Annotated in this window: 19 protein-coding genes and 2 pseudogenes; 19 read left to right on the top strand and 2 right to left on the bottom strand. The window is 34.6% G+C overall.

Features of this window, described 5'->3' with window-relative positions:
* A partial coding sequence (locus O0550_RS23770; protein ID WP_258427392.1) for a beta clamp domain-containing protein occupies nucleotides 1–344 on the top strand: 344 nt, incomplete at its 5' end.
* A gap of 47 nt (nucleotides 345–391) precedes the next feature.
* Complete coding sequence (locus O0550_RS23765; RefSeq protein WP_258427391.1) at nucleotides 392–718, top strand: hypothetical protein; 327 nt, start codon at nucleotides 392–394, stop codon at nucleotides 716–718.
* Between the two features lie 61 nt (nucleotides 719–779).
* On the opposite strand, the gene O0550_RS23760 is transcribed toward O0550_RS23765, so the two are convergent.
* Both O0550_RS23760 and O0550_RS24820 read right to left on the bottom strand, forming a co-directional pair.
* The gene (locus tag O0550_RS23760) at nucleotides 780–1244 is read right to left on the bottom strand and encodes a hypothetical protein (protein ID WP_258427390.1); all 465 of its coding nucleotides are present in this window, start codon (nucleotides 1242–1244) and stop codon (nucleotides 780–782) included.
* 456 nt (nucleotides 1245–1700) lie between these two features.
* Nucleotides 1701–1817 carry a helix-turn-helix domain-containing protein gene (locus tag O0550_RS24820; protein WP_396125781.1) on the bottom strand — a complete coding sequence of 39 codons (117 nt, stop codon included), beginning with the start codon at nucleotides 1815–1817 and terminating at the stop codon, nucleotides 1701–1703.
* A 496-nt stretch (nucleotides 1818–2313) separates the two neighbouring features.
* Between O0550_RS24820 and O0550_RS23755 the strand changes: the two genes are divergently transcribed.
* The 17 genes and pseudogenes from O0550_RS23755 (at nucleotide 2314) to O0550_RS23690 (ending at nucleotide 16309) form a co-directional block, all read left to right on the top strand.
* Entirely contained in the window at nucleotides 2314–2850 is a 537-nt protein-coding gene (locus O0550_RS23755) for a hypothetical protein (protein ID WP_258427389.1), read from the top strand.
* A 360-nt stretch (nucleotides 2851–3210) separates the two neighbouring features.
* On the top strand, nucleotides 3211–3537 hold the full coding sequence (locus O0550_RS23750; protein ID WP_258427388.1) for an MFS transporter: 327 nt from the start codon (nucleotides 3211–3213) through the stop codon (nucleotides 3535–3537).
* A complete protein-coding gene (locus tag O0550_RS23745; RefSeq protein ID WP_258427387.1) occupies nucleotides 3534–3911 on the top strand; it encodes an MFS transporter in 378 nt (125 codons plus the stop codon). Before O0550_RS23750 ends, O0550_RS23745 begins: the two co-directional genes overlap by 4 nt.
* 343 nt (nucleotides 3912–4254) lie before the next feature.
* Nucleotides 4255–4482 (top strand): hypothetical protein, encoded by a 228-nt coding sequence (locus O0550_RS23740; protein WP_258427386.1) that lies wholly within the window; start codon nucleotides 4255–4257, stop codon nucleotides 4480–4482.
* A gap of 590 nt (nucleotides 4483–5072) precedes the next feature.
* Entirely contained in the window at nucleotides 5073–6362 is a 1290-nt protein-coding gene (locus tag O0550_RS23735; RefSeq protein ID WP_258427385.1) for a helix-turn-helix domain-containing protein, read from the top strand.
* Nucleotides 6363–6752: 390 nt separating this feature from the next.
* A complete protein-coding gene (locus tag O0550_RS23730; RefSeq protein ID WP_258427384.1) occupies nucleotides 6753–6977 on the top strand; it encodes an aspartyl-phosphate phosphatase Spo0E family protein in 225 nt (74 codons plus the stop codon).
* 181 nt (nucleotides 6978–7158) lie between these two features.
* Entirely contained in the window at nucleotides 7159–8589 is a 1431-nt protein-coding gene (locus tag O0550_RS23725; RefSeq protein WP_258427383.1) for a DNA-binding protein, read from the top strand.
* 388 nt (nucleotides 8590–8977) lie between these two features.
* On the top strand, nucleotides 8978–9625 hold the full coding sequence (locus O0550_RS23720) for a M23 family metallopeptidase (RefSeq protein WP_258427382.1): 648 nt from the start codon (nucleotides 8978–8980) through the stop codon (nucleotides 9623–9625).
* Nucleotides 9626–9678: 53 nt separating this feature from the next.
* Nucleotides 9679–10614 carry a DUF5050 domain-containing protein gene (locus tag O0550_RS23715; RefSeq protein WP_258427381.1) on the top strand — a complete coding sequence of 312 codons (936 nt, stop codon included), beginning with the start codon at nucleotides 9679–9681 and terminating at the stop codon, nucleotides 10612–10614.
* Between the two features lie 748 nt (nucleotides 10615–11362).
* Nucleotides 11363–11971 (top strand): hypothetical protein, encoded by a 609-nt coding sequence (locus tag O0550_RS23710; RefSeq protein WP_258427380.1) that lies wholly within the window; start codon nucleotides 11363–11365, stop codon nucleotides 11969–11971.
* 85 nt (nucleotides 11972–12056) lie between these two features.
* Complete coding sequence (locus O0550_RS23705) at nucleotides 12057–12221, top strand: hypothetical protein (protein ID WP_003345729.1); 165 nt, start codon at nucleotides 12057–12059, stop codon at nucleotides 12219–12221.
* Nucleotides 12222–12594: 373 nt separating this feature from the next.
* Complete coding sequence (locus tag O0550_RS23700; protein ID WP_258427379.1) at nucleotides 12595–13059, top strand: PLAT/LH2 domain-containing protein; 465 nt, start codon at nucleotides 12595–12597, stop codon at nucleotides 13057–13059.
* A 696-nt stretch (nucleotides 13060–13755) separates the two neighbouring features.
* Nucleotides 13756–13830 (top strand): annotated as a pseudogene (locus tag O0550_RS24815) (YolD-like family protein); the annotation flags it as partial.
* A 166-nt stretch (nucleotides 13831–13996) separates the two neighbouring features.
* On the top strand, nucleotides 13997–14461 hold the full coding sequence (locus tag O0550_RS23695; RefSeq protein ID WP_258427378.1) for a PLAT/LH2 domain-containing protein: 465 nt from the start codon (nucleotides 13997–13999) through the stop codon (nucleotides 14459–14461).
* Between the two features lie 178 nt (nucleotides 14462–14639).
* The gene (locus O0550_RS24810; RefSeq protein ID WP_428994076.1) at nucleotides 14640–14756 is read left to right on the top strand and encodes a DUF7667 family protein; all 117 of its coding nucleotides are present in this window, start codon (nucleotides 14640–14642) and stop codon (nucleotides 14754–14756) included.
* 691 nt (nucleotides 14757–15447) lie between these two features.
* Nucleotides 15448–15622, top strand: a pseudogene (locus O0550_RS24590) (maturase); the annotation flags it as partial.
* Between the two features lie 381 nt (nucleotides 15623–16003).
* Nucleotides 16004–16309 carry a hypothetical protein gene (locus O0550_RS23690; RefSeq protein ID WP_258427377.1) on the top strand — a complete coding sequence of 102 codons (306 nt, stop codon included), beginning with the start codon at nucleotides 16004–16006 and terminating at the stop codon, nucleotides 16307–16309.
* Nucleotides 16310–16403 lie beyond the last annotated feature (94 nt).

Below are 16403 nucleotides of genomic sequence, written 5' to 3'. Positions count from 1 at the left end.
AAATAAAAATCAATAGACTCGAGTTGATAAAAGCACTCGATGGTTGCAACGTATTTAATGGTGGTAAAAATCCTCTCATTAAAATACAAATTCTTAACGATTCTACTGTCTCTCTTACGTCTGTTGAATCAGGAGTAGGGAGTGCTGAGGAAGTCATGGAGTGTACTAAATTGTCAGGAGACTCTATATCTATAAAATTAAATAGAAACTTTTTGTATAGAGCACTTAAAGCTTTGAATGAAAAAGAAGAGGTTATTATACGAATGGCAGGACCTTTGCTGCCAGTTGTTATTCAGTATGAGGATAGGGAAGATCATGTACAGCTTATGCTGCCCATGAGATAAATAAATTGTATTTTTGAACGGCTGTTCTGGAATATGGTGAAATATAGATGGATGATAATAAACTGGCAACTAATATTTCTCTTGGATCTGCTATCGCTGGCACTGTGTTCAATCTAATTCAACCGGCTGCCATCGCGGTAGGTATTGTTAGTTTGGTTACATCTTTATCAACAAATTTGCGAGGAGATCTTGAAAATAATATCGAGCAAGCGGTTAGAGACTTGCATAGAACTCGTCGTTTCATGAGAGATAATCGGCAATACACAAAGCTTGAGATCGAATTCCCGTTTATGGACTATGACGACATTCGCCTCATTACCGGCAAGGGATTAGTTACTCGCGTGTACGGTAAGAGCGGCTGGACAGAGATGTAATTTAAAAAGGGAGTTGTTCGGAAGTTTAACAGAACAGCCCCTTTTTTATTTGGAAGATAGGTCATTTATTTCTAGCAGATTCGAAAACAGCGTGAATCTCTAGGTCTGGGTTATTTACAATTTTATATATGTCGATCTCTTCCTTAGTATTCTGATAGAACTTTATATAGTTGATGTCATTAAGATATATTGTGCCAATGTCCTGGTTATTTTCTTTCAGATCAATAACGTATTTAGGGGATTCTTCATTTGCATTTTTCGAGACAGAATCAAAAGCATCAGATGCTCTTTTTATTTTTCGAAGTTCCATTTTATAGAAATCATTTAGTACTTTTTGAATATCTTCGGTAGTTAGTTCTACGAATTCATTATCATTATTTTTTTTGATACTCAGATAAGTGATCTTTTCTTTATTGAACCAACCAAGTTCGTCAAATGACTTTACTTTTAATCCTGGAAAATAAATAAGGTTACTGAGTGCAAAAATTCCGATGAGAAAGAAAATAAGGATATAAATTTTTTTCAAGGCTTACATCTCCTTTATTTCAATATGTGAAACCCTCCTTTTGATTATTGCATTATGCATAACACAACTTGTCAATTAAAGTGAACACTTTGACAACATCCATTTTAACATATATATCCAATATAATGACGGAAAGAAAAAAAGATAAAAGCAAAAAACGGTAGTCCGAAAGTGGATTTACCGTTTTTTGCTACTGAAAAACCTATTAAGTAACGTACTTATAGTGGGCTTTCGTATGACAAAAAAGAGCCTATCCGACAAGGAAGAGGCTTATTGTAGGTTGATTTAGTTTGAAACTAAAAAAGACCCCCTTATTTAATTTGTGAAATTAGAAGGGAATTTTAGGTACTTATCAAATAATGTAGTAAATAAAACGTTCCTTTATTTTCATGTATTGCACAAAACTGCGAAACTATAGCTGTATTCCGTTTTTTAAAATTTCTATAAAGTTCGCCTTCATTTCTTGAATAGAATCTTCTGACGTAGTTGGCTAAATATTTCATAATATGGCTCAAGATGTTCAAGAACTTGTTGAAGAGCAATCTCATCTCCTTGCTTAGCCTTTTCTAGTATTACATGAAATTGCTTTTTTTCTGTCGTAATAGATCAAGATATTTCTTTTTGCATTTGTGTACCCCCGTTGAGTCATATTCAACTCGTTGGCTAATTCTCTCTCTGTAAACCCATCAACAATTATCTTGCGGATTATATATTTCCCTTTATCTGATGGTATCTGTTGGAAAATTTCTTCAAGATAAAGGGCTGAATATTCCTATTCATCACATGATGAGGGGACTATTTCTTCAGATAAAAGTAGTTTCTTTTTCTAGCTCGATATTGTAAATTCCAGGCTATCCTTTGCAGTATTTTTTGGCATTTAGTAATCAGGATTTCATCTGCGTCTATATTCATCTTATCCCACATCCATCATTTGGATATAGAACCTTCTACTCACAAGATAAAATATGACAATTTCAGACAACTATTTTTGGAAAAAACATAAAAAATAGTTACTAAATTCATATATCCCAAAAATGGATTATGTTCCTAAAAATAAGGAGGCTTTTGTATGAATAAAACACTTATCGTCCTCGCATTGTTTCTTAGTTTTTCAGTCATGTTAATGGGCTGTGGTAGCAAACAAATGTCCGGTATCCAAGCTAAGGAGTTTATCACGGAATACCAAAAAACTAAATATGAAATGGAACAAGTAGAAATTAAAACACCTGATGATAAAGATGAATACATGAAAAAAATGATAGAAAAAGCAAAACCCTATCTAACAGAATCTGAGTTCAATTCATTTTTCAATGAACGCAGAGCTTTACATGCAGTTCTTGCTGCTAAATCCCAGTCTCAAATAAAAGTAAAAGACATAGTAATTGACAAAATAGAAGTTGATAAAGATAACGCAGAAAAAGTTACGGTAAATTATAAAATTACATTACAGCTGGTTTCTTATGATGGGAAAGAACAAAATGAAAAGACACACAACGGAATAATGACCATTATTAAAGTAGGAGACGCTGCTAAAATCAGTTCGGATAAAGAAGAGATCAAGGATAGTTTTTTGTATGATCTAATAAAAACAACGAAACACAGATAACTATAGTATAAATGAAAAAGGCGCCATGAATTTGGCGCCCTTTTTTTCATTCATAATTGTCTTACTCTTGCGAAAAATGTAGCTGTATACTGAAATTTTTTTCTCCCTTAATAAGAAAAGAATCTCCCGCAACAGGTAGAGAATAAAAACAATTTCATTGATAATTGTTTTTATTGATAATAATTATCAACTTTCTGGTTAATATCATATCCGATAACCGGGAGAGATAAATGGACGGGGAGTGGTTGTTTGAAAAACATAGTGTTTTGAATAGCCTATGTCCTGCATTTAAATTTCGATTCATTTCGTAAGCTTTTGAAGCGATTTAGCTAGATTTAGAGTTCGAGGGAGGTAATGCCAATGTTCAATCATCCACCGACTTCATTACTAGCAGACGAAATACTAGAGCAGCAGGTCGACCACGCCGTATGGTATGCGCTGGCGGTAATTCTTCTCCCAATATTGCTTAATTCATTGAACACTTATATGATTCAGGTCGCGCTTCCATCAATTCAGAACAGTTTGAATGCTGGTTTTTCCGATGCACAACTTATTGTTACCGGCTTTTTTCTCAGTTTGGCCGTAGCACTTATTATCAGCGGGAAACTTGGCGACATATACGGAAGAAAACGGCTGCTGCTTATCGGTGTGAGTGGGTTTACGCTCATGGCAATGCTAGGGGATTGACTTCGAATCCAACTCTCCTGATTGTCATTCGGATTGTGCAAGGGCTTGCTGCGGCACTCATTCAACCCCAGGTGTTATCCATGATGCAAGTTAATTTTCTCCCGCGAAAAAAAAGCCTTGTTTTTAGTATTTACGGCGCATTGCTCGGATTCGGGTTCGCTTTCGGTCTCATCCTGGGAGGAATTCTTGTCAATTTGACGTGTTTGATTTTGGTTGGCGAACCGTATTTTTTTCAATGTTCCCTTCGGTATTCTTGTTCTTCTGTGTTTGCCGCTTCTACCAGAATCGTACGGCAGGCGGACGCAGAGTATCGATTGGATCGGTACCGTCTTAATGATAAGCGGACTGTTTCTGCTAGTTTATCCACTGTCTGAGGGTAAAACAGGGATGGCCGCATTGGATATGGGGTTGTCTGATCCTATCGCTTCTGATACTGCTTACTTTTATTGCAGTCGAAAATCGAAAACAAAAGCGAGATGGGGCCCCGCTTATTGATTTGACCATTTTCAAACAACGTTTATTCGGAGTGGGGATGGCTTCAGTTGTTTTGATCTATCTCAGCATGCTCTCCTTCTTTTTCCTCTTAACTTATTATTTGCAGTTTGGCCTGCATTTCGATGCACAAGCGACGAGTTTCGCTTTTCTACCTCTGGGCGGGGGGGGGTTCCTGACTTCTCTGATATCGTCACGAATTGTTAGTAGATGGGGAATTGTTGTGTGCTAAAAATAGGCGCTTTGGTAACGGGAATCTGCTGTTTCTTATTCATTCTGTTGCTGCATATGGATGCGATGCATCTGCTGCATATTCAATACATTGTGCTTTTACTTGTTTATGGTTTGAGTCTCGGACTGGTCACAACGCCTCTCACCCGTGTCGTGCTGGGCACAGTACCGGTGAAGGATCAGGCTTGTTTAATACAATCATGTATTTGGCTAATTCGTTAGGCGTAGCGTTGATCAGTATTTTATTTTCTGCTTCACTGCGACAATCTTTAGCAAGTGCTGACCTTTCAGACTATGTCCGGGCGTTTTCCGCCTCTTTAATCTCATGTGGAGGACTTGCTCTTGCTACATTTGTTTGTCTTTGTTTTTTGAGTGATCAAAAAGAAAAATCCTAGCAATACAAAATTGTTATTATACAGGAGAAAGAATAGATGTTTATGAAGAAAAACAAATCTATTTTCTTGAAAATCGCCCTGGGAAGATCATATATAGCTTATCCTACCTATGAGATTTTTGAATACCTATAATATAACAATTTTTAGTAAGATCATACCTTAAGGGCAACATATATATCTTCTTTTAAGTAGTCTCAAGCATTGACACTATTCAATGAAATGAAGAGACGAAAGAGAGTACATAGGCCGCGAATTAATCGCGGTCTTTATTTTTTACTATATTATCGTGAGCTTAGGCACCAAATTTTACTTTTACAAAAAATGACCATATAATTATTTATTTTAATTTACAAAAATATACATTCAAGCTAAAGTTTAAAGAAATGTCATGTTTTATAAATAAGAAAGGGGATTAATATGGAAGGCAGTCTAACTTTCACAGCTGTAGGGGATCTAATAAGAATAAAACGTGAACAAATGGGCATGAGCATTTCTGAACTTGGCAGAGTATCTGGTGTTAGTAAAAGTATACTCGCAAGACTAGAAAGTGGAGAAACCAAACGACCTGAATTGAAAACAATTAAAGCCATATCAGATGTCATGGATCTACCATATAAAGATATTTTCGAGTATTACGCGGAGACAGAAATCCGAATTGACGCATTAGAAAAACTTATTTTAGAAGCGATTGAAATCAAAGAATTTGAGGTGATCCCATCTCTAGCTCAAAAATTTCTTATCTCTTCTAATGAAGATACATATACCGCTATAGAGCGTCTCCATAACTTTACCAAAACAATTTCTAATGAAGATGTAAGATTGATACTTTACAATTTCATTATCAAATATGCTAGACAACATGGAATTCCAAAGTATGTATCTAAAGGATTATTAAATAAATACCTGATTGAAAGAATTAATTTAAAGCATCTTGAGGAAACCTTTAAAATCGGAGAAGAAATTCTGCATTACATAGACTTCTTAGGTCATGAAGAAAAGATTAGCCTATATTATAAAATGGCTTTTGATGCACACGATATTAAAAAGTTTGAAAAGTGTATTGAACTTGGCAAGTTGGGACATGCTCTAGACGAAACAAGCAATGAGATAAAAGAAAGAGTTGCATTAGCTATTTTTAATTCCTACTTTTATTTGAATGAATTTGAAGAGTTGGAAAAACATCTTCTAGTATATGAGAAATTAGGCTATCATTTTATCTTGAAACGAATTAAATATTTACGTGCAATAATTTTATCTAAAATAGGACAGTATCAGAAAGCGATTCCCTTGCTTAGAGAATGTGTAGAAGAAGCAAAAGATAACAATCGCTTGCACAGGGTTAATCAACTAATAGAGGTACTATTAAGGGTTAATGATGTAAATTCAGTCCTAGAAATTGTAGAAAGTGAAGATAAAAATTTCACGCTGGATTTTAATAACGCTTATCATTTCTCGGAATTAGGCAAATATTTCAGAAATAAAGGTGCGGTTCTTGTAGATCTCGGCTTGTTTAATGAAGGAATGGAAGCCTATCTTCAGAGTATGAATTATTTCAGTAAAATTAATGCTCTAAACGATCTCGTGAAATGTGCCGAAGATGTTCATACCCATCATTGCGATCAAGAAAAAGACATGAATTTTGGACTTCTTAAAAAGATGAAAGAAGTGTATAATATAGTAAATAATGGTGATGGAAAGGGGAGATAAATATGAAGAAATATTTAACCATTCTCATGACTGGTTCACTGGTGTTGTGTAGCTCTCTTTTCACTCTAACAATTTCCGGTATTTACAATTCTGAAAATCATGTGATTGAAAGCAGTATCAAGGTTTACACCGACAACCCACAAGGATGATGTAGATCAAATTTTATACCGTTTTAGAACGCTAAGTTTATAGCGTTCTTTTTTTTGTCGAAAAATATTTAGCCGTTGCGCATATCGCTAAAAACGGGAAATCGCGGGACAGATGGTAAAATAATCCACAGAGAGAAGGGAGGAGGGGTATGTTATCGGCCTTTGCATTTTATTACTAACGAAGGGTGTTCCGAAGGTCTCAGAACTTATTGGAACGCCTTCAACATTGGCAACGTGTAATATGACTCAGGAAATCTCTAAAGCTAATTCAAGAACAGAGGGAGTAGAAAATTTACTGACAGAAAACGATTTACAGAAGCTTATCGAAGTCCTCCGCAAAGAGTTAGAAGAACTTTATTTAAAAAAAGGTTCATTTTTACATCCGGCAGTACAACAAATGAGTCAGCAACTAGACGAGTACATTGTTGCTTTCCAAAAACTCACCAAACATCTAGAGAGACAATGAATCTGGTTCCCTTAGGAGGAATATATCATGTTGGTATGGGGTGAAGGCTCAGACCCTATTGATGTAACACCTCGTCGCGAAAAGAAAAAAGACACGACTCCGAGAACTACTGAACACAATGAAACTCAAAAAGATAATTGATCAAAAGATAAAAATATAAATCAAATAGGAGTGCTTTTACATGGCTACTCAAAAGCAGCCTGTAATTCGTCCAATTCAGGCAGAAATAGAAAATCTTATCAAATCATATAATTATACGCTTAGTAAACTTAGTAAATTAACCCATATCAATGTCGGTCATCTATGTGGATTCTTGAAAGGAAATGAGAATAGGGAACTAACAATTGACCAATTAAATGCGATTGGACAAGTTTTTGGAAAGCCTATTGGGTGGTTGTACGATTTATATGTTGAAGAATGCTTTCGAGGAGGAAAGATTGCGAAACGACGAGTTAAACCTTATCTAGTTCAATGTGCAGTATTAGGAAGGTATGACTGCATACAGATGGTAATTCCAAAGTTGTTGGAAGACCCTAATAACATCAATTTTCTCTTTGATATAGCTGAACAGCTATTTGACAAGGGAAAACAAAAGGAATCTGCTTATTTTTATAAATTGGTTGTTGATAATCAAGATAATATCCTTTCCAAAAGAATAGTTATGAGCCAATATCGGTTATTTCAATCGGCAGAGAGAACGAATAATAAGGCACTCTGGCAAGCTATTGTTAACTTTGAACCTTTTCGAAAAAAGTTATCATCAGAATATCAACTAGAGGCCCTTTTACGATTAACTAGCTATTATCGATTATTGCAAAGCTGGGAGGAGGTAAGCAAATCAGCTGAAGAATTGTTAGAACTAGCCCATTCAATTTACAATGAATTATCAAGGGAACAAAAAGACACAAGAAAAAGGGGCAAGCAGTTTAAACTTAAGAACAGTTTAGTTGTATATTTTGGACATGCCTATCTGTTAAAGGCCGTTTCTATGGAAAAGCAAGGGCATTACGAAAAGGCAAAAGAATTAGTTTCAAGATATGCAGAACTTAGCCGGTTTGAACTGTCTGACGAGAAAGGGCGAGTAGAAGTTGAGAAATTTAAGCTGATGGCCATGGAAAACATGTATAGACTAGATCTTCTTAAAGGGAATACACATGTTCTTGCTGATTACATTACATTTCTTGAAAACCACCCTATAAAGATATTATCTGGGTTATTAGCAATTATGGAAGCGGCTAATAAGCATAGACTTACTGTGGATGACATACTGGACAAGTTTTCAGAAGAAATAGCTTATTTCCATAATTATCATGACTCAACCAATGTAGATCAACATCTTCAGTTTAGGTATCAATTAGCTATTTACCAATTTAAAAATGAATGCTTTCAGAAGGGGATAGCTGAAACTTTACGATGTCTCACTTTATCTACAGTCATGAATAGTAGTAAGAATTTTATACGCTGCGTAACACTTTTTGAAACATATAGATGTCATTCATTAGTTGAACTGGAAAAAGAATATAAGATAATTTTGGAGGAGGTGATGCGTGATGAAAGACTAAATGGACGCCCTCAACCGCTCAATGAGGAACGTCCAATTGTGAAACATTAACGCACAGCTAACTAGACAACATAATCGGAGTTACAGAAACATTCACAGAGACTTTACTAGAAGTTAGACGGTTTAGACTCCCCCTAAGTGTTAAGCAGCATTCTTGATTTTAGTTAATACTTGGTGGTAGCCAAAGGTATTATTTCAACTCAGAACGTTCCTATGTTTCTTTATGCAACAATAAAAAAGAAAATTACTAACATCAGGACTATAGATTCCTTGCGAAACGGTAGACAATTAACAAATTGAAAGGAAAGAGAAATAGAGCTTCTTCTGTACTGTCAAAATTAGAGAGAATGTCTTGAACAAAAAAATTCTGATTAATAATGTAAAATATTTACATTATTAATTTTTACTGTTAGTATTTATGGAAAGAGGTCATTAGAATTTGAAAAAGAAAAAACTTATTGTAAGTATTCTTACGGTTGCATCTATTCTTACAGTAATTTCTTCAGCACACGCCCGATTCGAACCTAACAGAGAAGATCCTGGTACGTATCCGTTCAAATGGCCAGTCCCAGACTCCAGTAAAATTAATAGTGATTTTGGATATCGAAAAGATCCACACACTGGAAAGAAAGTATTGCATGCTGGACTAGACATTGCCCCCGTGAAAAGAGGAGTTCCAGGAGACAAAATAGTTGCAGCTTATCACGGAACGGTTATTCGTTCTGAACGTAGTAGTAGTTATGGTTTCGTAGTATATATTAATCATAAGCTAAGAAAAAATGATTGGGTTCAGACGAGATATGCACATATGAGGAAAAAGCCAAGCGTAAAGGAAAATGAAGAAGTTTCAAAAGGAACAAAATTGGGAGAGATGGGAGAAACCGGCCAAGTAACAGGAGTTCATCTTCATTTTGAAACACGAGAATCTTCAAAAGAACCGGATACTTCAAATAAATCGGAACCTGTAGATCCTCTTAACTATGTGGAGCAACCAAGAAGTCTAGATGTCAGATCAACTGTAGATGAAGATGGATTTGTACCGAACCCGTATAACGAACAATACAGCGAAGAAACATCCGATCAATAACAATACAATTTCCCCTTGGTATCTCAAGGGGAAATTATTTTTAGGAGGGAACCATGAGAATAATAAGCTCATTCACTGTAATGATCCTACTTGCTACAAACCTTTCTGGATGTGCTAGCACAAATGTAAGTAATCAATCGATGGGAAATACTGTTGGTAATATTACGAACATGGGGTTCATTAGTTCAAGTTCAAAAGATGATTGGATTTATTATGCTAACACAAATGATCAAAATAAGTTGTACAAGATGAAGGAAGATGGATCAAATTCTACAAAAATCACAGATGACCAAGCTTATGATCTTAATGTGGTAGATGATTGGATTTATTATCGAGCATTAGACAAAAGCACTTTAATGTATAAGATTAAAACGGACGGGACTTCAAAAACCCAATTAACCAATGAACCATCAGGTTATATTAATGTCGTAGATGATTGGATCTATTACTCCGATTATTCGGATTATCCTATCCTGTATAAAATGAAAACGGATGGATCAAACAAACAATTAATAACAACAGATTATGCGGAAGAACTTGTTGTATTAGGGGAATATATTTATTATCGCAATGGAAACGATAAGAGTGCCTTCTATCGAATCAAGAATGATGGAAGTGATAAAAAGAAAATAAGTGATGACACTGTTAACTTCCTAAATTATTCAAATGGCTGGTTGTATTACGCAAACAGCTTGGATGACTTCAAGCTTTATAAAATGAAGATCGATGGCACAAAAAGAACAAAACTAACTGATGATTCGATCAATTCAGTTGTAGTGGATGGAGATTACGTTTTTTATAGTAATGACTCAGATCAAAACAAATTATATAAAGTCAAGATAGATGGGACCAACAGAACAAAGATTCTAGAAGATACTGTTGAACATCTTAACATAACTCAAGGATGGATTTTTTACTGGGAGGGGGGGCAAAAAGTAAATCTTCATCGTGTTAAAACAGATGGGACCAACAAACAAAAAGTTAAATAGATCCTATTTTTACCCCACTTAATATTATTAAGAATCAAAAGGATGTGCTTCCTGTATTCTTGGTGTTTACGTATTATAGCAGCGGGAACTATCTCTTTATGACCTATACTTTGAAAAATCTTTATGATTTGGTTGACCAGCTCACATAAAATCTAAGATGCAGTGAGGATTCCGGAAGTAACTTTTTATGGGATTGGATTTGATGTTTAATGCAAAATTCCACAATAATTAGTAAGAGGAAAAAAATGTTCTACCCCCTGTTGATTATAATCTTAGTAATTGGTTGCTTTATTTTTTTGAGTCTTCTACATGCTAGAAACTACAAGTTTGCAGAAGTGCAAACCCAAGATTGTAAAGAAACTGGGAAAATTCCTGAAGTAGCAAATACCTGGGGGGGATTAGGATATACAGTCACGTGCAAAACTAAAGAAACATTGTAGATTGTATTTAAAATAACTTATGAAGAGGCTGTCCCAAAAGTAAGTTCTAGCTCACTTTGAGAACAGCTCTCTTGAGAAAAAAATGAAAAATGGCGGCGTTAGGGATGCAGAAATAGATTTAACGAAGAAGTGGAAAAGTACATCGAAAAACAGGAGAAAAAGCAAAGTTTAGATATGTCTCTTTATCCTCAGATGATGAGCTTGATCTCATAAAAAAAGAAAGTGCTGCCAGACTCAAAAAGAAACTAGAAAACTTATCAAAGAAGCAGGGGTGGGTAGACTTAACTTCTGAAGAGGCAAAAGAAATTGTGCCATATTCTGAAGAAGGTAGTCTAGAACTGACTTATTACAAAATACAATATATAAAAGAAGACAAAATGTACAAATTCAGTGCGGAGTGGGAATTCATAGATCCTGATGATTGGGACATTTACGGTGATGGAAAAGACTTTGTAGCCATGAGAAGCTCAGAGCCGTTAAACTACATTCGATCCTTTTGCAGATCGCAGCAATACGTCGTTGAGAAAAGATCAGGTAGAGTTTTGCAGAAGATAAACAGTGGATATGATGAAGACGGAAAATCAGAAGGAAACACCATTACAAAGAAATACGAAAATCTTCATGGTGTAATATGGAATGTACGAGATTATGTCTATAAGACGGACGATATACATCATCCAACCCATATTGTGCATGATACAGCATGGGGAAGAGCTTCTACTTACTTTAAACCAAGGAAATCTTCAGAAAGACCAAAGCTTTTCATGGACTTTGAGCATAACTGGTTAAATTACAAATGGTCTACTTCATTTAGTATCTCGGGAGTAAATTTAACTGGTAGTGGAATGAGTATTAGCTACGACGAAAAACCTAATAGAATGTTTAAAACAAGCAAAGGAAGAGCGTTATCTCTATAATTCAATACATTTCGATTATTGTGTCATTAAACTTTTTGGAGTATAGTTGTAAAGCGCTTTAATTTCTAGGAGGAGTGAGTCTTCTATGAAATTTCTATACTATCTTTGCGGAATTGTCGTTGTCACTTTCATATTACTTAACGTGATTGGATTGTTTCATTTTAGTAGTTCAGATAAAGAGACAGTGCTACTTACTACTCTTATCGCAACTAACCTAGCCATTATTTTTATATTAACTACCAAAGAGTAGAAAGTGGCTTTTAGACATTATACGCAATAATCTTGAACAGAGTAGCCTAACAATTACTATATTCTACTGAAGATGACTATGTGATATTCATACACATGTAGTCATCTTTTTTATTTTTTCTTCTTCAAGAAAACAAAAAAATCATGGGGAATGAGAAAACCATTTTCTATCAGAAATATCTCCTATCTAAAGATGTAAACAAAGGTTTAACTAATTTTAAACTTTTATTTCAGGAAAGAACAATCAAAACATGAAATACTTTTACAAAAATGAAAAAATATTTAAAATTTATAAAAAAGTTATAGATAGTTTTACATTTTTGTGATATTTTGGAATTGTATTTATATTATACCATTAGAAAGGGAGATGTGAAATGAAAAAATTGGTATCACTAGTTTGTCTAACTGTTTTTACACTTTGCTTCCCCATTGCCTCAATAGCTGCACCTATCGAAGCTAACTCAAAAATAGTAGCTGAAAGAATTGGTATTTCAGATCAATTATTTGATGGGTATAAAAATACAGTCATAATAGAAACCGCCTCAGATAAAGATGCTGGTACTGATGCAGAAATTAGTATTTCATTATTTGGAAAAAAATATTATACCGATACTATAATACTTCGCGGCAAGTTTGAAGCTGGTGATAAGGAAACGTTTTTACTATATACGGAGAAGCCAATGGATGCAGATGGATTTGGTTTATTTTACAAAAAAGCAGGTTGGAAACCGGCTTGGAAAGTCAAATCTGTTACTATTAACGATACAAAGTACAATATAGATGAATGGATGGGAGAAAACGGTGAAAAATTCTATTCTATAGCTAGACATGCAAAGTAATAATGATTATGTAGCGGGCAAAGATTTATCGTCCGAGGTCTTTAAGGGTGCCCTTATATAGGGGCACCCTTTATCTTTTTAGTTTCCCAATTTTGTTCTCTCTATCAAACAATACAAAGATAGAAAATTTGTATTAACAACTGGACGAATAGAAATTACAACTTCCGTAAGTCAATGTTTCTATCGGCCTATGGATATCTAGTTGTTATTGATCGTACGGTTGACAAAAAGAAAATCCAACATGGTATGCTCATCGGTGGGAGTATGGGGTCTAAAGATTTTAGCTTTAGTTTCTTTCCTTCTGGATGGCTAAATCCCTGTGCTAATGGAAACAAACGCTTTTTTGGTGGACTTGGCAAGTCCTTTGATTATGTTTATGACTTGGCCCAATTTCTCTTACCACAACTTTGAAAATACCGGATTAGTGTCGACTTAATTACATAAATCCCGACTGATCAAAGGGAGTAAGCATTACTCTATATATTGCATTTAAAAATCCACCATCAATAGCTGGTGGGTTTTGGTAAGCTAAGATTTGTTGTTTTTATCTTAGATACTTTTAAGTTATTTTGCATTATAGGTCAGAATATAATATCCTTCGTTGCTAAGAGAGGCTCTATTATTAATGGCTTTTCATATATCCTTTAGTAAAAGATTACTAAATTCTTAGATTCACTTTTACCGTAATACGCAGAGATGTTACGTCAGTATCACGAGGATAAGAAACTGATCGAAAAGCCGATCATTGAAGAGGTTGAGCTGGCCGAGTTTTTAAATGTTTTGAACCTTTATTTCAAAAAAGAACAATCAGAACATGAAGTGTTTTTACAAAAATGAAAATATATTAGGGATTTATAAAAAAGTCATATACATATTTACATTTATGTGATATTTTGGAATTATAACTATATTATTCCGTTTGAAAGGGAGACGTGAAATGAAAAAATTGGTATCATTAGTTTGTCTATCTGTTTTAACACTTTGCTTCCCCATTGCCTCACTAGCTGCACCTATCGAAGCTCATGCAAAAATTAGCCCATTAGAAAAAGTTGATATTAATTACTATGATGGGTACCATGATGGGGTTTTAAATGAAATTATTATAGAAACTGACACAGAAGCGGACTCTGGTACTGATGCCAATATTAGTATTGCATTATATGGAAAAAAATATTATACCGACCCTATAAGACTTAACGGTGAGTTCGAAAATGGTGATAAGGAAACGTTTTATCTACTTACAGAGAAACCAATAGATGGAAAGGGATTTGGTTTATTTTGGGAGAAACGAGGATGGAAGCCAGCTTGGAAAGTTAAATCAGTCACTATTAACGATAAATACTATAAAATAGATAAATGGATGGGTTTAGAAGGTACACACGATTCGATTAGGAGAGATTAAAATAGGTTTATACGATGCGATTGGTATGATTGGTGTATCGGGCAATATTACTGTCCAATTTCTTAGAGGGTGCCCATATATAGGAGCACCCTTTTACAATTCTTCATTTAATACATTTCCTTATATGAAAAAGTTCATGACTCAATGATAGTAACATGGAGAAATGAAGTAGATACTCTTGAAGAGGATTAAAATACATAACAGAACTTGGGAAATATCAAAACTTAAAAACCTCTCCTTGGTTGCCAGCTTAACAAATGACACGGACTGGCAGCATGAACTATGCTCAAGATGATAGAAGGCTGACAACATTGACAACGCACTTAAATAAATCAGGTAAATTTAAATCATCTTAATTACACATAAACCGTACTAAAGTAAGGTTAATGCAATTAAATTAACTAGCGTAAAGTCGTTTGACCAAATTGATATAATGAGGACTTCTGGGGATTCTACAGGTGTTCACTTACATTTTGGTACGACACGTTTCAACCTAACTGAAAATAAAGCTTGATAGCTAGACAATCAGGAACGTTGGCGGTTCACTTTAGAGTGAACAACAACTGTATAAACGAGAGATGGAATGATAACAGTCATGAAACATCTCCACTGATACTCGTTACTGCTACTAATCTTTATAGGGATTAGGGTGGGAAGTTAGGTAATGTCGGCAGAAGGATACCTAAGTTTACTTAATAAGTAGATATGGTGTCTGATATGTCGGCTGGCTAAAAAGTATACATGGTGAGAATGTCCAATAAAAGACTGACGAACTTGCGAATGTACGGTTTCTAGAGCAGGAGATTACACGAAAGTGTAATGACTACAAAAAGTAGGGTTGTGTACCGAAAAGTAAGATTCGAAGTTATGAAAAATTCGGGATAGCGAACAATGACGTTATAACACAACAGGGCTATAGCAAGCACCTAAATATACATGAACAGCTAGTTTATACAGAAAGTGGAAGAAACAAACATCGCAAAAGTGGCTATATGGCATATCAAAATATCTACAGTAATAATGGATCAATGACCAAAGGCATTACCAAAGAAACTGTAGATGGTATGTCTATGAAGAAAATTGATGATCTCATCTAGCAAGTCAAACGAGAGGCTTTATCGGTGGACACCTGTAAGAAGAACTTACATTCCCCCAAAATCTAAACAGAAAAATAAGGTGGATGTATAATTTAAATTAGTAGAAAAGGATAATCAATATTTGATTACAGGGATTGGAGACCACTAACTAATTGAAACTACCATGTTTTTGGGATAGTGTATTGTGTTGTTTTACTATAAGTTAATAGGTATAAATCTAACGCCCGAATCCAAAATTCAGTCGTTTATCATTTGAGTTTTTTCTATCAACCTTTGACCTTTCAAATCTCAATAAAATATTAGATGGTAACTATAATTTCTTTACATTATAATAAAGTTACTACCTTTGTTTTTTAATTGCTACTTTTGTAAGCGGACCAGCAATCTACGGTTTTACTCCTTTGTGGAGCTACGAAAACAAGTGATTAAATTTCGGGGGTAATGTATGGATATGAAATGGGTATATATTCCAGATGCAGTCGGTGAAGTTCCTGATAATTGTCTAGCTATTGTACTAGACCAGCGTTCTTATACTTTACAAGTTGGCTGTTTCCTTAAAAATGACTTTAAGGTTATCGTTATTGAAAAAGAATTTGCTAAAGAATATGATCCAATGTGTGAATTGGAGGATCTTCAGTGTCTGATGCTTCAAGCAAAATTTTTTGGGGATAACGAGTGGTACAAAGAACTTTTGAATAGACACAATTTATTAGCTCATTTATTAGGTAAAGGTAGAATACTATTAAAGTAAATATTACTTTCAGTTTGTAATAATTTGAAATATACTAGAAACATGATATTTTAATTTATTCTAATGCCGCTTGTATGCGAGCTTATTCCAGAAT

The sequence above is a fragment of the Brevibacillus halotolerans genome, from assembly GCF_026891775.1.
GTDB classification, from domain to species: Bacteria; Bacillota; Bacilli; order Brevibacillales; family Brevibacillaceae; genus Brevibacillus_B; species Brevibacillus_B halotolerans.
Note: the sequence above shows the minus strand (reverse complement) of the source record. Positions and strands in the feature narration are given on the sequence as shown.